This is a genomic window from Halomonas sp. BN3-1 (assembly GCF_003056325.1).
Classification (GTDB): Bacteria; Pseudomonadota; Gammaproteobacteria; order Pseudomonadales; family Halomonadaceae; genus Halomonas; species Halomonas litopenaei.
Window position 1 is genome coordinate 28,924 of the sequence record NZ_PYVV01000015.1, and the last position, 20,077, is coordinate 49,000.

The following is a 20,077-nucleotide window of genomic DNA, read 5'->3' on the forward strand; positions in this document are numbered from 1 at the left end:
TTTGACTGACCTGGTGCCACAACGAGCAACGCCCCTCGAAAGGGGCGTTTATTTGCGCCCTAAAAGAGGGGCGTCTTCGGGCCCCTGTGAAGAGGGGCGTCTTCGGGCCCCTACAAGGAGGGGCGTCTTCGGGCCCCTCTAAAGAGGAGCCCTGAACTACACGCGGCTCAGTTCAGTCGATCAGCGGAATCAGCGAATCGATACTGGCCCGAGCATCGCCGTAGAACATCCGGGTGTTCTCCTTGAAGAACAGCGGGTTCTCAATGCCCGAGTAGCCGGTTCCCTGACCACGCTTGCACACGAACACCTGCTTGGACTCCCACACCTTGAGCACCGGCATGCCGGCGATGGGGCTGTTGGGGTCTTCCTGGGCGGCCGGGTTCACGATGTCGTTGGAGCCGATGATGATGACCACGTCGGTGGAAGCGAAGTCATCATTGATCTCATCCATCTCCAGCACGATATCGTAGGGTACCTTGGCCTCGGCCAGCAGCACGTTCATGTGGCCCGGTAGACGACCCGCCACCGGGTGGATGCCGAAGCGCACCTCCTTGCCGGCGGAGCGCAGCTTGCGCACCAGTTCGCTGACCGCGTTCTGGGCCTGGGCCACCGCCATGCCATAACCCGGCACGATAATCACGCTGTCGGCGTCGTTGAGGGCGCTGCTGACGCCACCGGCGTCGATCGACACCTGCTCGCCCTCGATCTCCTGGGCCGGCCCCTGGGTACCGCCGAAGCCACCGAGGATGACGCTGACGAAGTTGCGGTTCATCGCCTTGCACATGATGTACGACAGGATGGCACCGGAGGAGCCCACCAGCGCACCGGTAACGATCAGCAGGTCATTGGACAGGGTGAAGCCGATAGCGGCCGCGGCCCAGCCCGAGTAGCTGTTTAGCATCGACACCACCACCGGCATGTCGGCGCCGCCGATGCCGAGGATCAGGTGCCAGCCGATGAAGAAGGCGAGCAGCGCGATCAGCAACAGGGTCCAGAAGCCGGCACCGTTGAGGTAGGCGATGGCCAGCACCAGCGAGAGAATCGCCGCACCGGCGTTCAGGGCATGACCGCCGGGGTACTTCTTCGGCTTGCCGTCGATCTTGCCGGCCAGCTTGCCGAAGGCGATCACCGAGCCGGTGAAGGTCACCGCACCGATGAACACGCCCAGCACCACCTCGACCTGCAGGAAGGTCAGCTCGGCAGGTGTCTTGTAGGCCAGAGTAGCGGCGAACGCCGACAGGCCGTCGAGGGACTCACCGGCCGCCTTCAGCGCCAGCACCCGGGCACGTTCCATCTCGGCGTTCCAGCCGACGAACACCGCCGCCAGACCGACGAAGGAGTGCAGCGCCGCCACCAGCTGCGGCATCTGGGTCATCTCGACCCGCTTCGCCACCATGGTGCCGACCACGGCACCGACGATCATCAAGGGGATCATCAGCCAGTAGTTGCCGATGTTCGGGCCGAGCATGACGGAGAACACCGCCAGGCCCATACCGACGATGCCGTACCACACCGCGCGCTTGGCCTTTTCCTGATTGCTCAGTCCCCCCAGCGAGAGGATGAACAGCACACTCGCCGCGATCGCCGCGGCGGTTACGAATTGTTGTCCTAGCATTTCGTCTCTCCGCGGTTCAGGACTTCTGGAACATGGCCAGCATCCGGCGTGTCACCAGGAAGCCACCCACGACGTTGATGGAAGCGATCAGCACCGAGATGCCCGCCAGCAAGGCGACCAACCAGCTGCCCGAGCCCACCTGGAGCACGGCACCGAGGATGATGATCCCGGAAATCGCATTGGTCACCGCCATCAGCGGCGTGTGCAGAGAGTGACTGACGTTCCAGATGACCTGAAAACCGACGAAGCAGGCCAGCGCGAAGACGATAAGGTGCTGCATGAAGGATGCAGGGGCCACCAGACCGAGCAGCCCCATGACGATGCCGCCGACCGCCAGCATGGTGACCTGGCTCTTGGTCTGCTTCACGAAGGCAGCGTGTTCGGCAGCCTTGCGCTCCTCCGGTGTCGGCTCCTTCTCCTTGGGCTTCGGCTTGGCCGCGGCGATGGCCTTGACCTTGGGCGGAGGCGGCGGAAAGGTGACCTCACCCTGGTGGGTGACGGTAGCGCCACGGATCACGTCGTCTTCCATGTCGTGAACGATCTTGCCGTCCTTCTCCGGCGTCAGATCGGTCAGCATGTGACGGATATTGGTCGAGTACAGCAGCGACGACTGGGTGGCCATGCGCGACGGGAAGTCGGTATAGCCAACCACGATGACGCCGTTGTCGGTGACCACGCGCTCATCAGGCTTGGTCAGGTCGCAGTTGCCGCCCTTCTCGGCGGCCAGGTCGACCACCACAGAGCCCGGCTTCATCGCCTTGACCATGTCCTCGAGCCACAGCTTGGGAGCCGGGCGTCCGGGGATCAGGGCGGTGGTGATGACGATATCCACCTCGGGGGCCTGCTGACGGAACAGCTCGAGCTGCTTTTCGCGGAACTCGGGGCTGGAGGGCGCCGCATAGCCACCGCTTTCGGAGCCGTCCTGGGAGTCCTCGAAATCGAGGAACAGGAATTCGGCGCCCATGGACTCGATCTGCTCGGAAACCTCGGGGCGCACGTCGAAGGCACGCACCACCGCACCGAGGCTGGTGGCGGTGCCGATGGCGGCAAGACCGGCGACGCCGGCACCGATGATCAGCACCTTGGCCGGCGGCACCTTGCCCGCGGCGGTGACCTGACCGGTGAAGAAGCGCCCGAACTGGTTGCCTGCCTCGATCACCGCGCGATAGCCGGCGATGTTGGCGGTGGAGGACAGCGCATCCATCTTCTGGGCGCGGGAAATCCGCGGCACCATGTCCATGGCGACGACGCTGGCACCCTTGTCCTTGCAGGTCTCGAGCATCTCCTCGTTCTGGGCCGGCCAGAAGAAGCTGATCAGGGTCTGGCCCTGGCGCAGCAGGTCGGACTCTTCCTTCTGTGGCTCGCGCACCTTGACGACCACGTCGGCCTGCTCGAATACCGCCTCCATGCTGTCGACGATAGTGACACCGGCCTCTTCATAGGCGGCGTCGGTAAAGCCGGCAAGCTCACCTGCGCCCGTCTCGATCAGGCACTCGTGACCCAGCTTCTGAATGTGTCCGGCGCTCTCGGGCGTCAGCGCGACACGCGCCTCGCCCTTATGCCGTTCCCTTGGTGCTCCTATCTTCACGATGGATCTCCCATGTGGCCAACGTTATTACGATTGCTTGTTATGGTTTCTTGTTGTCATTCCTACCAGTGTTACCTCTTGTGGCTAGTCTGCACAAGAGGGGATCGCCAGTAATTTGTGCACTGCAATGTGAAAGCAACCACCTGAATCCATTAAGAGAACCGACACGAAGCGGGGTGTAACCTTATGCCCTTCCGAGCCTCCCAGGCCCGGCGTGACCGGCCTGGCGGCGTGATCACACCCTGATGGCAACCTCTGACGAGAAACAACGCGGATTTGTGACTGCCAACAACCTCCCTTTCGAGCCTGAACAAGCGCTCACCCAGCAACATATTCGCTCAGAAAAAACGCCGACCATCTGCGCCGCATTGCCGACAGGATGGACGAAAAGATAGCTGAAAGGATGACGGATAGCGCTGGTGAAAGCGCTGCTGAAACAACAGGCGACGCACAGCGCGTCCACTCGACATCGCCTGTTCAGAGCACTGCTCGGTGCCAACGCGGCCCTTACGGATACAGAATGACCTTGGCGGCAGCGCTGCGCCCGCTTGCCAGCTCCTCGAAGGCGGCCGGCCCCTCGGCCAGAGGCCGCTTCTCGACCCAGGACAGCTCCCCCAGCGCACCGGCGTCGAGCAGTGCGACGGCAGCGCGAAGATCACCGAAGCTGTAGGTGTAGGCACCAAGAAAACTCAGCTCCTTCAAGGTAATGGCGCGGGTATCGGTAACCCCATCGTTGTCCTGCAGACCAAGGTGCATGATCGCGCCACCAGGACGAGCCGAGGCCACCGCCATCTTGCGCGTGGGGCCAGCTCCCACACAGTCGAACACCGCTTCCACCGAGTCGGCCCGGGGCGGCGCTTCGCGCGGGTCGAAGGCCTCGAGCCCGACCCTGAGCGCCGCCTCCCGGCGCAGCGGGTTGAGATCGGCGATACGCAGCGAGCGCACCCCGCGCTGGCGCAGGATCAAGGCGGTCATCAGGCCGATGGCACCGGCACCGATCACCAGCACCCGGGACTCCGCCAGCGGGCGATCGAGCACCCGCTCCAGGCGGTGAATACCATGCACTGCAGTCGCCACCGGCTCGGTCATGGCGGCGACCTCGGCGCTGAGCGTCTGTGGCAGCTCGATCAGGCTGTGATCGGCGATGTTGACCGTCTCGGCGAAGCTGCCGGGGCGATTCATGCCGATCATGCTGCGGTTCTCGCATAGATTCTGGCGCCCGGCCTGGCAGTACTCGCAGTGGCCGCAGACGATCAGCGGGTTCATGGTGACCCGCTTGCCCTTCCAGGCGCCCTCGACCACCCGTCCCGCGACCTCGTGGCCCAGGATCATCGGCGGCACCCGCCGGGGATCATGGCCATGGTAGGCATGCAGGTCGGAACCGCAGATGCCGGTGGCCTCCACCTGCACCCGCGACTCCCCCGGCTTGAGCGGCTCGGGTTCGGTGCCACGCATCTCCATCTGCTCGCGACCGACGTAGAACAAGGCTTGCATGGTGAGTCTCCTGAATCACTTGGCGGTAAAGCCGCCATCGACGTGAAGGATCTGGCCGGTGACGTAGGCCGAGGCCGGGGACGCCAGGAATACCGCCGGTCCCGCGATATCCTCAAGCCTTCCGTTACGGCCGATGGCGGTCTGGCGCGCCAGCGCCTCGGACCTGGCCGCATCGTCGAACACCGGTGAGGTCAGCTCGGTAGGAAAGAATCCCGGCGCCAGCGCATTGGCGTTGATACCGTGGCGCGACCAGGCCTCGGCCATGGCGCGGGTCAGCTGGGCGATGCCACCCTTGCCGGCCCCGTAGGGGGCGCTGTCGGGAAAGGCACGACTGGACTGCAGCGAGGCCAGGTTGATGATGCGACCGTAGCCCGCCGCGCGCATCCCCGGCACCAGCGCCCGTGACAGAAAGAACGGCGTGCCCAGGTGGAGTTGCAGGGTCAGCTCCCACGAGGCCAGATCGACCTCTTCTGCCGGCTGGCGCAGGTTCACCCCGGCGGCGTTGACCACAATCAGGGGATCGCCAAACGCCTCGGTGGCGCGACGTGCCACCTCTTCGAGGCCCCTGGCGTCGGCCAGGTCGGCGCTGAGGGCGGCCGCCTGGCCGCTCATGCTCCGAATCCGCTCCACTCCCGCATCCAGCGCGTCCTGACGCCTGGCGGCCAGCACCACCCGGGCGCCGCTCGCCGCCAGTGCCTCGCCGATGGCAAGACCCAGCCCGCTACTGCCCCCGGTGACCAGCGCCACCCGTCCGTCGAGGTCGAAATCGGGACGCATGGTCATACGTCCTCTTCCACCGCCAGCACAAAGCGCTCATCCGGATAGTACTTGGCCAGACGGATATCGCCGGTACGGGCATGGCCTTCCATGCCCTCGCAGCGCGACAGCCTGGCGGCGGTGGCGGCTACGGTGCGGGTGGCCTCGCGGCTCTGGCGCTGGTAGGTCACGATCTTGAGGAACTTCTGGGCGCACAGCCCGCCGGTGTAACGCGCCGCCCCCTTGGTCGGGAGGATATGATTGGTGCCCGAACACTTGTCGCCGAACGCCACCGAGGCTTCCTCGCCGACGAACAGCGAGCCGTAGCTGTTGAGGCGCTCCATCCACCAGTCCAGATCCTCCACCTGCAGTTCCAGATGTTCGGAGGCATAACGATCGCTGACCTCGACGGCTTCCTCCCGGGTATCGCAGACGATGATCTCGCCGTAGTCGCGCCAGGCAGCGTCGGCGGCCTTGCGCTGGGTTTCCGGCAGGTCATCGATACGCGCCTGGATGCGCTGATCCACCGCTTCGGCCAATTCGCGCGAGGTGGTGAACAGCCAGGCCGGCGAATCCGGGCCGTGCTCGGCCTGGCCAACCAGGTCCTCGACCACGATATCGGGATCGGCGCTGTGATCGGCGATGATGCCGATCTCGGTGGGCCCGGCGAACATGTCGATGCCGCAGCGTCCGAACAACTGACGCTTGGACTCGGCGACGAAGCGGTTGCCCGGGCCGACCAGAATGTCGGCGGGCTTGCCGGTGAACAGTCCAAAGGCCATGGAGGCGATGCCCTGAACCCCGCCCATCTGCAGGATGACGTCGGCACCGGCGAGATCCATGGCATACAGGATGGCTGGGTGGATGCCGTTCTCGTCCCGCGGCACCGAACAGGCCACCACGTTCTTGACCCCGGCCACCTTGGCGGTCGCCACACTCATGATCGCCGAGGCAATATGCGCGTAGCGGCCACCGGGCACGTAGCAACCGGCGGTCTCCATCGGGATCAGCTTCTGCCCGGCGAACAGGCCCGGAGACAGCTCGGTCTCGAAGCCCTGGATGCTGTCGCGCTGGGCAGCGGCAAACCGGCTGACGCGCTCATAGGCGAAGTGGATATCCTGCTTGAGCTGCTCGGGGACCTTCTCCCTGGCCGCCTCGATCTGGTCACGGCTGACGATGACGTCGCCTTCCCAGCCGTCGAGTTCGCGACAGTACTCCCGCGCCTTGGCCTCTCCCCCGGCCTCGATCTCGGCGAGCATGCGCGAGACGACTTCATGGGTCTGGGTGTCGTTGCTGGAGGCATTCTTGTCGGCTTGCTTGTAGTAGTGAATCGCCATGTTGAGTCTCCTTGAGGTCATCGGCCGGTATCGGTCGCCACACATGCTTGAGTCTTGAGCATGCGCAGTGCCTAGGCGCTGTCCGAAAAGTCGACGAGCGAAGGTTAGACAAGGCAAAAATCGGTGAGAAAGCGCAGTTTACGGGGTGTAAATGAGCATTTTGATCCGATTTTTAACGCCGTATTACCGAGCGCAGGCACTTTTCAGACAAGCCCTAGGGTGTGCCGTCGACTCGGCCGTGATGCGCCGACGGCGTCGTTGTTTTGGTGAGTGTTGCTCTGGCGAGGCGTGGGCCAGCCAGTCGCCTAGCGTCGCCCTTGCCCTCGCTTCGTATCTTTACGCCTACACTTTTGTAAGCGCTTACAAATCCGTTGAAAAAAGGGGGAAGACAGCTCTCCCCCAACCTCTCCCTGGGCTCAGTCCGAAAAGTCGACGAGCGAAGGTTAGACAAGGCAAAAATCGGTGAGAAAGCGCAGTTTACGGGGTGTAAATGAGCATTTTGATCCGATTTTTAACGCCGTATTACCGAGCGCAGGCACTTTTCAGACGAGCCCTACCCTATCGCCCAGGTCGACAACCAAGGCAAATAAGCGATCATCAACACCACGATCAGCATCCCCAGCACGAACGGCAGCGCGTAGCGAGCGATCGACAGCACCGAACAGCGGGTCAAGCCGGACACCACGAACAGGTTGAGTCCCAGCGGTGGCGTGATGAAGCCCAGGCCCAGGGTGGTGACCATCAGGATCGCGAAGTGGAACTCGTTCATCCCCGCCTCCAGCGCCAGTGGCAGCAGCAGCGGCGCCAGGATGACGATGTTGGGGGTGGTTTCCATCACGCAGCCAGCCAGCACCAGAATGCCGATCATCATCAGGATCATCAGCCAGGGGGCGTCGGTGACACCGCTGATTCCGCTGACCAGGGTCTGGGGGATATCGAGGCTGGCCAGGCTCTGCGCCAGCGGCAGGGACACCGCGATGATCGGCACGATGACGCCGCACACCCGCGCCGAGCTCTCCAGCATGCGCGGAATGTCACCCAGCGTCAGGCGACCCTGGCGCAGGCCGATGATGACCACCACCACCACGGCCACCGATGCCGCCTCGGTAGGAGTGAAGATGCCGGTGTAGATGCCGCCCAGGATCACCACCGGTACGAACAGCGCCCAGCGGGCGTCCCATACGGTGTCGATCCAGCGTCGCCAGGAGAAACGCTCGCGATCGCCTTCGAAGCCGTAGATGCGATTGAGCACCATATTGGTGGCCATGACCGAGATCATCACCATCACCCCGGGGATCGCCGCCGCCAGAAACAGCGTCGAGGCGGACATGCCCAGCACCAGGCCCATCACGATATAGGCGATCGATGGCGGGATCAGGATGCCGGTGCAGGCACCGGAGGCCACCAGCGCACAGGCCGCCGGCAACGGATAGCCGCGCTCCACCAGCCGGGGAATGGTCATGCGCCCCACCGCCGCGGCACCCGCCGCGTCCGAACCGGAGATGCAGGCAAAGAAGCCGCAGCCCAGCGTCGTCGAGCTGCCAAGGCCGGTCTTGAGCCCGCCGACGCTGGCCTCGGCCACATCCAGCAACTTGCCGGAAAGCCCCGAGCGCACCAGGGCATCACCGGTCAGGATAAACAGCGGCACCGCGATCAGCGCAAAGGCGTTGATGCCTTCGAACAGCGACTCGCCGAACACCGACAGCGGCAAGGTCTCGGTAAAGGTCAGCATGCCCAGGGTGCCGAGACCGATGGCGACCCACACCGGCACCCCGACCAGGATCATCACGATCAGCGCCGCCAGCGGCGCATAGAAGGTCCAGTCCAGGGAGGCCGCGGCCTGTTGAAGTTCCATGAATTCCATGACGGTCCCCCTCAGTCGAAGAGCTTCTGGCCATCGAAGACCGGATCACCACGTTGCATGCGCCGGATATCCGCCAGCATGCTCTGTACCACCCGCCAGGCGATCAGCAGAAAGCCCACCGGGATGGCGGCCAGAAAGAACGCCTGGGAAACCCGCAGTCCCGCGGTGACCGAACCGAAGTTGATCGATGTCAGCACCGGTGCGATCGACAGGTACAGCGCCCACACCGCCAGCACCAGGGTGGCGATATCCGAGATCCACCAGCCCAGGCGCTTCATGCGAGGCCCGCCCAGGTTGATCAGCACATCGATGCGGATATGGGCGCGGTCCCTGACCGCCGCGGCGGCGGCGAGCCAGGCCAGGTAGATAAAGGCATAGCGCGCCAGCTCCTCGCCCCACACCGAGGAGTAGTTGAGGGCGAAGCGACGAATCACCTCCACCGCCACCGTCAGGATGATCAGCGCGTAGAAGGTCAGCAGCAGCCAGCGCTCGGTGCGGCGATCGACGTCGTCACAGCGCAGGCGCAGGGCGCGCCAGCGCGTGTCCTTAGGCGTTGCTGTCGACGAAATAGCCATTTTGCACCTCCGTGGCGGCCAGCAGTTTGTCGAATGCCTCCAGCGACCCCGCCAGCTCACGCTTGGTCTCATCCCAGGCGGGCAGCTGATGGCCACAACGCTCGACCCACTGGGCCTTTTCCTCGTCGCTCAGGGAGTAGACCTCGACGCCGGCCAGGCGCATCTGGTCATGGGCGTAGGCTCGCGCCGCCGGGACCTTGGCGAGGTTTTCGCGGAAGGTGACATCGGACGCCTGCATGACGGCGTCCTGAAGCTCGCCATCCAGGCTGTCGAACCAGGCCTTGTTGCAGGTGTAGACCTGGGCATCCGGCACCGACTGGATGGTGGAGATGCTCGACAGCACGTCGGTGAAGCCGAACACCAGCAGGGCCTGGACGCTGGGGTCGAGGGCATCGGCCACGCCCTGCTTGATCGCCGACGAGGTCTCGCCCCAGGCCACCGGCGTCGGGTTGGCACCGGCCAGTCGATAGACCTGCTGCAGGATCTGCGAGGACGGCACCCGGAACTTGATGCCGGAGATGTCATCGGGGACCCGCACCGGGCCATCGAGCAGCCCATCGCGCACGGCGACGGTCCTCGGGTCGATGCAGATATAGGACAGCACCTTGAAGCCGCGCTCCTCGACCTTGTGGTGAACGGTGTCGCGCCAGGCGTCCGAGGTCACCAGATTGATCAGACGCTGGTTCTCGCCACACCAGTAGGGAATGTTCACCAGGTCGGCTTCCGGGGCGAAGGACGACAGGTTGGACAGCGAATGCTGGGCGATGGCGATGGAGCCGTTCTGGACCATCGAGATCAGCGCCCCGCCGGTGGCGAGCTGGCCACCGGGCGCCAGCTTCACGTAGAGCCGGCCGCCGGAGAAGTTCTGCAGGTTCTCCTTGAAGTTGAGCTGCATGATCGGATAGGCCCGCGAGGCGCCCAGGGTATAGCCGGTGGCGAGCACGATGGTGGACTCGGCCGCGTTCTCTCGCTCGGACTCTTCCTTGGCGGTGGCCGCCATGGCGCTTTCCGAGAACAACGCACCGCCGACCGCACCGACCACCGCCGCGGTAAAACCGAACTTCGCCACGGTGCCCATGAACAGCCGTCTTTCCGGCTGACTGGGAGCACCACTGTCATTGGTGATGAAATCTCGCATGGTCATTGTCCTTGTTGTGTGGTTGGCGTGCCCGGCTCGGCGCCAGACGGCGCCTTGCCCTCGAACTTGAGGCAGGCAGAGACGAAGAAGGCGGTAGCGAGCGTCAACAGCACCGCCTCGTAGGCGGCTTCCAGCGCCCACATTCCCGGTACATAGCGCTGGATGGCGACGTTGATGAAAAAGGCGGCGAACAGACATATCGACAGCCATAACATCAACTTGGCTGAGGACGAAGACGACCTGGACATGGGTGGCGACTCCCGACTCTCGTTGTATTTGGTGGTACGCGTCGTTGTCGATCTTGCTGAGCCTGGACCGGCTCCGCTCGAAGCCGTGGTCAGGCTAACGAGGCAAAAATGCAGCAGTGAACTACGATCAACGCTGTCTGCTGCTATAATTGTAAGCGCTTACATGGCGCACCATTCAAGGTAGATTCCTCTATAGGACTTGTCCAGCCAGAATCCTGTAAAGGACCTTCGACTTTAGCCGCAACCGTGGCGCCGATCGGGTCACACCGGTGGCGCCACCCAGGAGAGGCCAGATGAACGATCGTCCCACCAGAGCGTTGCTGGAAGATGTGGCCCGGGAGGCCGGGGTCTCGACGGCGTCTGTCTCGCGGGTGCTCAACGGCGCACCCCACGTCAGCGACCGCCTGCGAAAGAAAGTGGAGGCCGCCGTCGGCCGCCTCGGCTACGTGCCGGATGGTTCGGCCCGTGCACTGGCCTCACGCCGCATCGGCGCCATCGGTCTGCTGGTACCGACCCTCGACAACCCGATCTTCGGCACCATGGCCAACAGCCTGGAGCGGCGCCTCAAGGAGCATGACTGTCGTCTGCTGCTGGCCACCTACCGCTACGACCTCGAGGACGAACTGCAGGCGCTGCGGACGCTGGTCCAGCATGGCGTGGACGGCGTCGTGTTGATCGGCCATGAACACCTTGCCGACGCCTACCGTCTGCTGCACCAGCGTCAACTGCCCTTTCTCACCAGCTGGCAGACCCATGACAAGGCCGAAGCCCCCTGTATCGGCTTCGACAATCGCGGCGCCGCCAGACAGCTGGCGAGCCACCTGATCGACCTGGGCCACCGCCACCTCGCCATCGTCACCGCACCCTATGAACACAATGACCGTGCCCGGGCCCGCTTCGACGGGTTCAGCGATGCGATTGCCGCTGCCGGTTGCCCGGCGCCGGACGTCGAGGTGGTGGAGTATGGTGTCGCCGAGGGTGCCGACGCCTGCGCCAGACTGCTGGAGATGCCCTCCCCGCCCACGGCGCTGCTTTGCGGCAATGACACCCTGGCCTTCGGCGCCCTGCTCGAGGCCAAGCGACGCGGGCTCGACCTGCCTCGGGAACTGTCGATCACCGGCTTCGACGACCTGCCCCAGGCGGCCTACATGTCGCCATCGCTGACCACCGTCTCGGTGCCCGCCAGTGACATCGGAGTGCATGCCGCCGACGCCCTGATGACGTGGATTCGCCATCGCGAGCGGCCCAGCGACCTGCACCTGGATGCCAGCGTCCAGCTAAGGGGATCGACGGCGCCGCCACTTGCCGGACGCGGCCAGTAGGGTGGCTGAGCTGGCTGATAAAGCCGTTCAGCAAAGCTATTCGGGAAAGTCGTTCTAACACGCTATCCGCGAACTGTATCCGCGAACGCTATCCAGGAAGCCGCACGTCTAGGAAGCCGCAATGGCCGTCAGGTCATCCACCACCGCCGTCGGCAGCGTCAACCGATCATGGCTCTGGCGTCGCAGCTGGTGGCGCCGGTCGCCGGGCAGGCGTACGCCCGGCTGCTCGAGCATCGCGGCGAACAGCACTTCACAGCGCGCGAGCACATCGGGTGCGAAGCGATCGACGTCGAACAGCAGCATCAAATGACCGACGCCGGGTGGCTCTCCCTGCGCCTCGAAGAAAGACCCCGCCTCGAAACCGAAGCGACTACCGGAAAGCCCCGCGCACAACAGCTCCACCATCATCGCCAGCGCCGCCCCCTTGGCGTCTCCTGCCGGCACCATGCTGCCCTGGATGGCGGTCTCTGGATCGGTGGTAGGCGCCCCATCCGGCCCCACCGCCCAGCCCTCGGGGATCGGCTTGCCGGCCTTGCGCGCCAGCATCACCTTGCCCCTGGCCACCTTGGACAGCGACAGGTCCAGCAGCATGGGTTCGCCCTCGGGTCGCGGACAGGCGAAGGCGATGGGGTTGGTGCCGTAGAGCGGCTTGTGACCACCCCAGGGCGCCATGGCCGACGGCGCATTGCTGAATGCCAGCGCCATGAAGCCCTCCCGAGCCGCTCGCTCCACCGGTGCACCGGCCACCCCAAAGTGGTGAGAGCGTCCGATGGAAATCGCGCATAGCCCCTGCTGCCGCGCCACCTCGAAGCCGGCGTCCAGCCCGCTGGCGATGGCCGGAAAGGCCAATCCATGGTCGGCGTCGACCCGCACCACCGCGCCATCGGCTTCGGCCCTGGGTATGGCGCCGGCGTTGACCTTGCCGCTGGCGGCCTGGTCCAGATAGAACGGTAGGCGCGAGAGCCCATGGGACGGCAGACCGTCACGCTCGGCGTCGAGCAGCGCCTCCACCGTGATGGCGGCCTCGCGCTCGGGGAAGCCTCTGGCACGCATCGCCTCCATGGCGAGTTCCCGCGCCTGTTCGCGGGCAAGTGTTGTCGTCTGGCTCATGCCACCCCCTCCGGTGTCAGTACCGCAACCACGTTCTCGGCGGTCATCTGGCTGATACGCGCGTTGGACTCCTCGGTCACCCCGGCGATATGCGGGGTCAGTACCAGATGGGGCACCCCTTCGAGCACCGAGCCTGCACCAAGTGGCTCCTGCTCGAACACATCGAGCATGGCCCCCGCCAGGCGTCCACTGGTGAGCGCCTCGGCCAGTGCCGGCTCGTCTACTACCCCACCGCGGGCGGCGTTGATGACCACTGCGCCGGGCTTCATGACGGCCAGGCGATCGGCGTCCAACAGGTGTCGGGTCTGGTCATTGAGCGGCACGTGGAGACTGACCACGTCGGCCGCGGACAGCAGCGCTTCCAGCGTCTCGCAGCGCTGGGTCTGGCCCCAGGCCGCAGACTCGGCCGGCAGGTGGGGATCAAACGCCAGCACCTCCATACCGAGGGCCCGGGCGAGCCCGGCGGTGACCTGGGCGATGGCACCAAAGCCCACCAGACCCAACCTCGCGCCGCTGACCTCACGCCCCATCAGCGCCTGGCGGGGCCACTCCCCTGCCAGCATGGCCGGGGTCGAGGCGTAGGCACCTCGGCGCAGCATCAGCGCCCCCGCGATCACGTACTCGGCCACCGAGCCGGCGTTGCCCCCCTGGGCCGGCTTGACCTCGACGTCGCGCTCGGCGCAGGCCCCGAGGTCGATATTGTCGAGTCCGACACCAAGACGCCCCACCACCTTGAGGCGCGGCGCCCGTGTCAGCAGTTCGCTATCGACCTGGGTCCGGTTGCGCACGATCAGCGCATCGGCGTCCGCCACCGCGTCCAGAAGGCGTCCTCGATCCTCGACCAGACGGGTGTCACACAGCACTTCGTGGTGCTCACCGAGCCAGGCCACCGCCTGCTCGTCCATGAATTCCGAAATCACTATCCTGGCCATCGTTTTACTCCCTCGATGTTGCCGTCGAAGCGGCCTCACAGCGTGAACCAGCGCCCCGCCGGCAGCGGAACATTGAGTACCAGCGCGAACAGGGCGTAGAAGAAGGCCACCAGCACGGCGCCGGTTGCCAGGTGTCCGGCCAGGCGACGAGGACTCCAGCGACGATACTGCGCCACCACCATCAGCCCGACGAAGCTTGCAAGGCCGGTCAGCAGGAAGCCGAGCCAGGGCAGCGCCAGGGCCCAGGCCAGCATGATTCCGACCAACGCCAGACGCCGCGGGGTCGAGCCGGAGCCCGAGTCCGAGCTCGCATCAGAGCTTGAATCAGAACTTGGATCAGAACTCGAATCAGAGCCCCGCTCATGGTTGGCCACCACCCCGCGCAGCCCAAGCTGCCCCAGGCGCAGCAGTCCCGCGACGATCACCACCAGCGAGATCACCGCAGGAAATACCGCCCCGAGCTGACTCATCTCACGGGTCTCCCACAGGCATAGAGCGGCGCCAGCGACGAATAGCGTCGGCAGCAGATACTCGCTTGTGCGGGAGCAGGAGGCCTGGATGGCGTGCTTCTTCTTGCCGGCAGCGCTGGTGTTGTGGCCAGTGCTCGTGTCGTGACCAGTGCTTCTGTTGTGAACAGCGCTCATGGCGACGCCTCCCCATTGATCGTCTTGTCCTGACGTCTTGCCTCACGCCGTGCCTTGACCATCGGGTAGAAGACGCTCAGCAACGACAACGCAATGATCGTCAGGCTGATCGGCCCACCGAAGAAGGTAGCGAACAGCGATCCGCTGGCCCGCCCCATCAGGAAGCCCTGGACGAAGCCCTGCTCGGCAATGGGTCCGAGGATCAGCCCCAGCACGATGGGCGAGGGCCGAAAGCCGTAACGATTGAGCACCCAGCCCAGCACCCCCAGGCACAGCATGATCACCACGTCGCTGGCGCTGTTGCGGATGGCGTAGGTGCCGATCACCGTCATGAAGGCGATGGTCGGTACCAGCAGCGCCTTGGGAATGGAGATGATCGACTTGAAGGCGTAGCGCCCGATCAACAGACCCAGCGGCAACAGCAGGCAGGTGGCCAGAAACAGCCCGGCGACGAAGGTGTAGGTGATGCCGGCGTTGGTGGTGAAGAGCTCCGGCCCGGTACGAAAGCCCTGCACCAGCAAGGCCCCGAGGATCACCGCATCCGGCGGCGTGCCGGGGATGCCCAGCACCAAGGTCGGAATGAAGCCGCCGCCCACGGTGGCATTGTTGGCGGCCTCGGTCGCCAGCACCCCCTGAGGATTGCCCTTGCCGAAGCTCGCCGGCTCGTCGGCCACCCGGCGTGCCTCCGAATAGGACACCAGGCTTGCAATCGAGCCGCCCGCCCCGGGCAGGATGGCGACACCGGTGCCGATGGTCGCCGAGCGCAGCAGGTTCAGCTTGCCCTTGATGGCGATCGCCATGCCCTCGCGAAAGCGCACCCCGCGCGACACGCCATCCACCTTGAGGTGGGCGGCGGGTGTTGCCACCAGATCGATCAGCACCGGAATGCAGTACAGGCCGATCAGCGCCGAGACCGTCTCGATGCCACCAAGCAGCACCGGCGAGCCGTAGGTGTAGCGGATATCGCCGCCGATCACCGCGACGCCCACGGTGGACAGCAACAGGCCGAAGCCCGCCCCCATGAACCCTTTGAGGGTCGAATCCTCGGACAGCGCCGAGATCAGCGTCAGCCCGAAGATCGCCAGCCAGAAGTACTCCACCGGCCCGAAGCTGAGCGCGACCTGGGCCAGCAGCGGCGCCAGCAGCAGCAGCGCCAGCACCCCGACCAGCCCACCGACCACCGAGGCGATGGTCGACAGGGTGACGGCCAGATCACCGTCACCCCGGCGGGCCATGGGATAGCCGTCGAAGGTGGTGGCGATGGCCGAGGGCGTACCTGGCGTATTGACCAGTATCGCCGAGTAGGAGCCGCCGTAGATGGCCCCGGTATAGATGGCGCCGAGCATGATCAGGGCCGACTCTGGCGCCATGCCGAAGGTCACCGGGACCAGCACCGCCACTGCCATGGTGGCGGAAAGCCCCGGCAGGGCACCGATGACGATGCCCGCCGTCACCCCGAGCAGGGCCAGCGCAAGATTGAGCGGCGACAGAGCGCCGAGCGCGTGAACGATAAGATCCATGGCGTTGACCTCAGTCGATCAGGCCGAGTTCTCGCGCGCTGGTCTCATACTGCTGGCTCTGTTCGGCCAGGAAATCGGCAACATCGTCATTGCCGACGTCCATCAAAACGAAGCCCAGATCCTCCATCTCCTGGCGGAACTGGGGATTCTGGTTGATCTGATCGAAGATCTCGGACAACCGCGCCTGAACGTCTGCCGGCGTCTCGCTGGGCACCGCCATGCCACGATAGGCGCCGCCAACCATGTCATAGCCGAGTTCCTGGAAGGTCGGTACGTCGGGGAACAGCGGATGGCGCTCCTCGGCGGCCACCGCCAGCATGCGCACCTTGTCCTGATGGTTGGCGGCCACGGTGGTATAGCCCCACTCGGCCTGGACCTGGCCACCCAGCAGAGCGGTGACCGCCGCGCCGGTGCCCTTGAAAGGGATGTAGGTGGTGGTGACGTCGGCCAACTGCTGGAAGCGCGTATTGGCCACGTCATTGGCACTGTAGGTGCCGCTACCGGAGAAGGTCACCACACCGGGCGCCTGGCGCGCCGCCTCGACCAGATCTTCCAGGGTCTGGTAGGGGCTGTCCTCGCGGACCAGGATGGCGTCCGGCGAGTAGTGGAAGAAGTAGAAGTTGTTGACGTCCTCGGTGGCAAAACCGGCGTCCTTGCCCATCGGCTTGAGCACGATATGGGGCAGATTGGAGCCCATGATGGTATGGCCGTCGGCGGTCATGTCGTTGAGCTGGGACCAGCCCACCGCGCCGCCGCCACCGGGCATGTACTGGATGATCAGCTGCTGGCCGGTGATCTCCTCGAAGTACTTCTGCTGCAGTCGGGCACTGATGTCGGACTCGCCGCCCGGACCGAAGGGGATCACGTACTGCACGTCCTTGGCGGGAAAGTCCTCGGCGTCGGCGAGGGCCAGCGGGGCCACGAGGGTTGACGCCGCCAGCATCGCGGTCAGGGTCAGGGTGTGGGAAAGGCGCATGACGTTACTCCTGATGTTGTCGTTATGGGGTGGTCAGGATCTTCGCTACGAGCAACTCGCTTTCATTGCTCGCCGTTCTTGCACAACCTTCTTTACTACAACGGCCTGCCCCTCCCGACGAACGGCGGGAGGAGCCGGTTTTTTTGCCAGATCGCCGCCTCGGGCGTTGGCTTAGGCGCTTTCGTACAGACGGGTCAGCACAAACTCCCGATGCCCCAGCGCCTCGGCGGCGGTATTGCGGCCATTGGCGGTGCGCAGCATCATTTCCAGCAGCTGATCACCGGCCTCGTCCATGTTGATCTCGCGCTTGAGGATCGAGGACACATCGACGTCGATGTGCTCGCTCATGGTGCGCACGGTGCGCGGGTTGGCGCAGATCTTCACCACCGGCAGGATCGGGTTGCCGATGACGTTGCCCTGCCCCGTCGGGAAGAAGTGCACCACGTAGCCGGCGGCGGCGCACAGGGTCACCATCTCGGCGGCGGCGGAAGACGAGTCCATGAACCACAGGCCCGGCTTGTCCGGCGTTTCGGCCTTGTCCAGTACGCCATCCACCTTGCAGCGACGGCCGATCTTCTGGATGTTGCCCAGCGCCTTCTCCTCGATGGTGGTCAGGCCACCTTCGATGTTGCCCTTGGTCGGCTGGGACTCGGACAGGTCGCTAGTCTTGTGGCGGTCGATCATGTCGCTGTAGCGATCGAACATCGCCTGGAACTGTTCACGCACCTCGGGGGTGGCGCAGCGCTCGGCCACCAGGTGTTCCCCGCCGGTCAGCTCTGAGGTCTCGCCGAATACCAGGGTGCAGCCGGCGTCGTACAGCTTGTCGAAGGCGTCGCCCACGGTAGGGTTGGCGCCGCAGCCGGAGGTGGTGTCCGACTCGCCGCACTTGGTGGACACCCACAGTTCGCTGACGTCGCACTCCTCGCGCTGGATCTCGCTGGCGTACTGGACGAATTCCTTGGCCTTCTTGGAGGCGGCACAGATGGTGTTGTGATCACCATTCTGTTCGATCCAGAAGCCTTCGACCGGCTTGCCGGTGGCCTTGATGCCGTCCACCACCTTGTTGGTCCAGCCTGGCTCGATACCGATCACCACCACCGCCGCCACGTTGGGATTGCAGCCGGTCCCGATCAGCGTGCGGAAGTGCAGGTCCAGATCGGCGCCGAACTGCAGGCGGCCGTAGGGATGCGGCAGCGCCAGTGCGCCCTTGATGTTGTTGGCAACCGCTTCGGCGGCAGCATTGGAAATGTCGTCCACCGGCAGCACGATCACGTGATTACGGACCCCTACACGGCCGTTTTCACGCCGATACCCCTGGAACTTGCGACCCTTGATTTCCATGCTTACCACCTCTTTGTCTTGACGTTGTGTACGTGCAGGTGCTCGCCCTGCTTGATCGGCTGGACGACGCGACCGATATCGACGCCGTACTTCATCACGGTGTCGCCCTCATCGAGGTCACGAATGGCCAGCTTGTGACCGATGGGAATGGCGTCGCTCACCTCGAAGGTGACCGTCTGGTCCTGATGCATGACCCAGCCTGTCAGGGTCTGCCCCGCCTCGACGCCTTCGACCACCACGACCCCGACACTGTCGTCGGCATCGTGCACTACGAAATCGATGCTCATGCTGCCCCTCTCCTGAACGAATGTTGTTGACGTTGTGATATCGCCGGTTGGCCCTGGGCAGGTGTCGCTTGCTGCCCTCACAACTCATGTATAGGACATAGGATATAGGTTAGTCAAGTATCAACTAGATTTCCCTCGAGCTATACTGGCGACGAAGAAACGGGCCTCGCCCAACGCAAAGAAGGAACCCGCATGGATCAGCCAAGCCTCAGCTACCGACCGCTCTACCAGCAGATCAAGGAGGTGCTGCTTCAGCGCATCGTCTCGGGAGAGTGGGCACCCGGCACCTTTATCCCCAGCGAGTCGGCGTTGGCCAAGGAGTATCAGGTCAGTGTCGGCACCCTGAGAAAGGCGCTGGACTCCCTGGCTAGCGACAACGTGGTGATCCGCTACCAGGGAAAGGGCACCGTGGTCGCCACCCACGATCAGGACAGCTCGCTGTTTCGCTTCTTCCACCTGACCCGACTCGATGGCACCCGCTCGCTACCGACGTCGCGCATCCTGGTGCGCGAAAGGCGTCCGGCCAACGAAGAGGAAATGGAGGTGCTGGGATTGGAGGACGCAGACGACGTCATCCATATTCGCCGCGTCAGGGAGCTCGACGAACGCCCCGCCCTGCTCGAGGACGTGGTGGTCGCGGCGACACGCTTTCCGACGCTGGAAAGCCTGCCGGAGACCCTGCCAAACACCCTCTATCAGCTGTATCAGCAGCGTTTCGGCTGCAACGTCAGCCACGCCGAGGAACGCCTGTTCGCGGTGGCGGCGGGCAAGGACGAAGCCCACCACCTGGAAATCGCCGAAGGCAGTCCGATCCTCGAGATACGGCGGGTGGCAAGAGATATTCAGGAGCAGGCGCTGGAGTACCGAGTGTCCCGTTGCGAGACCCGGCATCACTGTTACTTCAACGAGTTGTAGCGCCCCGACCCAGCCAGGCTTGCTCGATTGTCGATGGCCAGGCAGCGTGCCCGATGTGGGCAGCCACTACTGGCCTTGAAGGGTCGATCATTCTCTCCCCCGTGGACGATATCCTGGCCACGGGGGAGCCTCTCTCGTCAGCGGCTCTCCTCATCTGCGCCAGCGCAGCGCCCCGCCTTGAGCCGCCACGTCCCCGCCAGAGATACCGCGCGAGCCACTTCGTCACTCCCAGTTAGTTTGTACTGATCTTCTTACAAATCCACCACTTCCATTCATCCATCCATATCACCGATTCCCCCAGACAACCGATGATGCCTAATGTAGCCATAACCATTAGATAACGGTTCGCCGTCGCTCGCCCCGTACAAGTCCGACCCGAAGTTCGAAACACCTGAAGAGCGTTCCCGGACACGTT

Annotated in this window: 18 protein-coding genes; 2 read left to right on the forward strand and 16 right to left on the reverse strand. The window is 64.5% G+C overall.

Going from position 1 to position 20,077, the window contains the following annotated elements; all coding sequences use genetic code 11:
- Positions 1 to 172: 172 nt before the first annotated feature.
- The 9 genes from C9F12_RS18420 to C9F12_RS18460 form a co-directional block, all read right to left on the reverse strand.
- A complete protein-coding gene (locus C9F12_RS18420) occupies positions 173 to 1,615 on the reverse strand; it encodes an NAD(P)(+) transhydrogenase (Re/Si-specific) subunit beta (protein WP_045991814.1) in 1,443 nt (480 codons plus the stop codon).
- Positions 1,616 to 1,631: 16 nt separating this feature from the next.
- A complete protein-coding gene (locus C9F12_RS18425) occupies positions 1,632 to 3,203 on the reverse strand; it encodes a Re/Si-specific NAD(P)(+) transhydrogenase subunit alpha (protein ID WP_108449794.1) in 1,572 nt (523 codons plus the stop codon).
- A 507-nt stretch (positions 3,204 to 3,710) separates the two neighbouring features.
- A complete protein-coding gene (locus tag C9F12_RS18430; RefSeq protein WP_108449795.1) occupies positions 3,711 to 4,697 on the reverse strand; it encodes an alcohol dehydrogenase catalytic domain-containing protein in 987 nt (328 codons plus the stop codon).
- A 15-nt stretch (positions 4,698 to 4,712) separates the two neighbouring features.
- Positions 4,713 to 5,480, reverse strand: a complete 768-nt coding sequence (locus C9F12_RS18435) for an SDR family oxidoreductase (protein WP_108449796.1) — start codon at positions 5,478 to 5,480, stop codon at positions 4,713 to 4,715.
- Positions 5,477 to 6,790 (reverse strand): histidinol dehydrogenase, encoded by a 1,314-nt coding sequence (gene hisD, locus C9F12_RS18440; RefSeq protein ID WP_108131471.1) that lies wholly within the window; start codon positions 6,788 to 6,790, stop codon positions 5,477 to 5,479. The genes C9F12_RS18435 and hisD overlap by 4 nt, the downstream gene beginning before the upstream one ends.
- A 553-nt stretch (positions 6,791 to 7,343) precedes the next feature.
- The gene (locus tag C9F12_RS18445) at positions 7,344 to 8,645 is read right to left on the reverse strand and encodes a TRAP transporter large permease (protein ID WP_231498473.1); all 1,302 of its coding nucleotides are present in this window, start codon (positions 8,643 to 8,645) and stop codon (positions 7,344 to 7,346) included.
- 20 nt (positions 8,646 to 8,665) lie between these two features.
- Entirely contained in the window at positions 8,666 to 9,229 is a 564-nt protein-coding gene (locus tag C9F12_RS18450) for a TRAP transporter small permease (RefSeq protein ID WP_083970439.1), read from the reverse strand.
- Complete coding sequence (locus tag C9F12_RS18455) at positions 9,201 to 10,367, reverse strand: TRAP transporter substrate-binding protein (RefSeq protein ID WP_108449797.1); 1,167 nt, start codon at positions 10,365 to 10,367, stop codon at positions 9,201 to 9,203. The genes C9F12_RS18450 and C9F12_RS18455 overlap by 29 nt, the downstream gene beginning before the upstream one ends.
- Positions 10,368 to 10,369: 2 nt before the next feature.
- A complete protein-coding gene (locus C9F12_RS18460) occupies positions 10,370 to 10,615 on the reverse strand; it encodes a hypothetical protein (RefSeq protein WP_108449798.1) in 246 nt (81 codons plus the stop codon).
- 293 nt (positions 10,616 to 10,908) lie between these two features.
- On the opposite strand from C9F12_RS18460, the gene C9F12_RS18465 reads away from it, so the two are divergent.
- Entirely contained in the window at positions 10,909 to 11,937 is a 1,029-nt protein-coding gene (locus C9F12_RS18465; protein ID WP_108449799.1) for a LacI family DNA-binding transcriptional regulator, read from the forward strand.
- Between the two features lie 108 nt (positions 11,938 to 12,045).
- On the opposite strand, the gene C9F12_RS18470 is transcribed toward C9F12_RS18465, so the two are convergent.
- The 7 genes from C9F12_RS18470 to C9F12_RS18500 form a co-directional block, all read right to left on the reverse strand.
- Positions 12,046 to 13,047, reverse strand: coding sequence for an Ldh family oxidoreductase (locus C9F12_RS18470; protein WP_108449800.1), 1,002 nt, complete (start codon positions 13,045 to 13,047; stop codon positions 12,046 to 12,048).
- Positions 13,044 to 13,979, reverse strand: a complete 936-nt coding sequence (locus C9F12_RS18475) for a hydroxyacid dehydrogenase (protein ID WP_108449801.1) — start codon at positions 13,977 to 13,979, stop codon at positions 13,044 to 13,046. The genes C9F12_RS18470 and C9F12_RS18475 overlap by 4 nt, the downstream gene beginning before the upstream one ends.
- A 35-nt stretch (positions 13,980 to 14,014) precedes the next feature.
- A complete protein-coding gene (locus C9F12_RS18480; RefSeq protein ID WP_108449802.1) occupies positions 14,015 to 14,623 on the reverse strand; it encodes a tripartite tricarboxylate transporter TctB family protein in 609 nt (202 codons plus the stop codon).
- The gene (locus C9F12_RS18485) at positions 14,620 to 16,143 is read right to left on the reverse strand and encodes a tripartite tricarboxylate transporter permease (RefSeq protein ID WP_045993110.1); all 1,524 of its coding nucleotides are present in this window, start codon (positions 16,141 to 16,143) and stop codon (positions 14,620 to 14,622) included. Before C9F12_RS18485 ends, C9F12_RS18480 begins: the two co-directional genes overlap by 4 nt.
- A 10-nt stretch (positions 16,144 to 16,153) precedes the next feature.
- Positions 16,154 to 17,119 carry a tripartite tricarboxylate transporter substrate binding protein gene (locus C9F12_RS18490; protein ID WP_045993109.1) on the reverse strand — a complete coding sequence of 322 codons (966 nt, stop codon included), beginning with the start codon at positions 17,117 to 17,119 and terminating at the stop codon, positions 16,154 to 16,156.
- Positions 17,120 to 17,290: 171 nt separating this feature from the next.
- On the reverse strand, positions 17,291 to 18,460 hold the full coding sequence (locus C9F12_RS18495; RefSeq protein ID WP_108449803.1) for a UxaA family hydrolase: 1,170 nt from the start codon (positions 18,458 to 18,460) through the stop codon (positions 17,291 to 17,293).
- Positions 18,461 to 18,462: 2 nt separating this feature from the next.
- Positions 18,463 to 18,747, reverse strand: coding sequence for a UxaA family hydrolase (locus tag C9F12_RS18500; RefSeq protein ID WP_045993107.1), 285 nt, complete (start codon positions 18,745 to 18,747; stop codon positions 18,463 to 18,465).
- Between the two features lie 192 nt (positions 18,748 to 18,939).
- On the opposite strand from C9F12_RS18500, the gene C9F12_RS18505 reads away from it, so the two are divergent.
- Positions 18,940 to 19,662, forward strand: a complete 723-nt coding sequence (locus C9F12_RS18505) for a GntR family transcriptional regulator (RefSeq protein ID WP_108449804.1) — start codon at positions 18,940 to 18,942, stop codon at positions 19,660 to 19,662.
- The last annotated feature ends 415 nt before the right edge of the window (positions 19,663 to 20,077 follow it).

Excerpts from the sequence above, each read along its gene's own strand:
- C9F12_RS18420 (WP_045991814.1), bottom strand. The coding sequence starts at position 1,615 with ATGCTAGGACAACAATTCGTAACCGCCGCGGCGATCGCGGCGAGTGTG.
- C9F12_RS18430 (WP_108449795.1), bottom strand. The coding sequence starts at position 4,697 with ATGCAAGCCTTGTTCTACGTCGGTCGCGAGCAGATGGAGATGCGTGGC.
- C9F12_RS18435 (WP_108449796.1), bottom strand. The coding sequence starts at position 5,480 with ATGACCATGCGTCCCGATTTCGACCTCGACGGACGGGTGGCGCTGGTC.
- hisD (WP_108131471.1), bottom strand. The coding sequence starts at position 6,790 with ATGGCGATTCACTACTACAAGCAAGCCGACAAGAATGCCTCCAGCAAC.
- C9F12_RS18445 (WP_231498473.1), bottom strand. The coding sequence starts at position 8,645 with ATGGAACTTCAACAGGCCGCGGCCTCCCTGGACTGGACCTTCTATGCG.
- C9F12_RS18450 (WP_083970439.1), bottom strand. The coding sequence starts at position 9,229 with ATGGCTATTTCGTCGACAGCAACGCCTAAGGACACGCGCTGGCGCGCC.
- C9F12_RS18455 (WP_108449797.1), bottom strand. The coding sequence starts at position 10,367 with ATGCGAGATTTCATCACCAATGACAGTGGTGCTCCCAGTCAGCCGGAA.
- C9F12_RS18460 (WP_108449798.1), bottom strand. The coding sequence starts at position 10,615 with ATGTCCAGGTCGTCTTCGTCCTCAGCCAAGTTGATGTTATGGCTGTCG.
- C9F12_RS18465 (WP_108449799.1), top strand. The coding sequence starts at position 10,909 with ATGAACGATCGTCCCACCAGAGCGTTGCTGGAAGATGTGGCCCGGGAG.
- C9F12_RS18470 (WP_108449800.1), bottom strand. The coding sequence starts at position 13,047 with ATGAGCCAGACGACAACACTTGCCCGCGAACAGGCGCGGGAACTCGCC.
- C9F12_RS18475 (WP_108449801.1), bottom strand. The coding sequence starts at position 13,979 with ATGGCCAGGATAGTGATTTCGGAATTCATGGACGAGCAGGCGGTGGCC.
- C9F12_RS18480 (WP_108449802.1), bottom strand. The coding sequence starts at position 14,623 with ATGAGCGCTGTTCACAACAGAAGCACTGGTCACGACACGAGCACTGGC.
- C9F12_RS18485 (WP_045993110.1), bottom strand. The coding sequence starts at position 16,143 with ATGGATCTTATCGTTCACGCGCTCGGCGCTCTGTCGCCGCTCAATCTT.
- C9F12_RS18490 (WP_045993109.1), bottom strand. The coding sequence starts at position 17,119 with ATGCGCCTTTCCCACACCCTGACCCTGACCGCGATGCTGGCGGCGTCA.
- C9F12_RS18495 (WP_108449803.1), bottom strand. The coding sequence starts at position 18,460 with ATGGAAATCAAGGGTCGCAAGTTCCAGGGGTATCGGCGTGAAAACGGC.
- C9F12_RS18500 (WP_045993107.1), bottom strand. The coding sequence starts at position 18,747 with ATGAGCATCGATTTCGTAGTGCACGATGCCGACGACAGTGTCGGGGTC.
- C9F12_RS18505 (WP_108449804.1), top strand. The coding sequence starts at position 18,940 with ATGGATCAGCCAAGCCTCAGCTACCGACCGCTCTACCAGCAGATCAAG.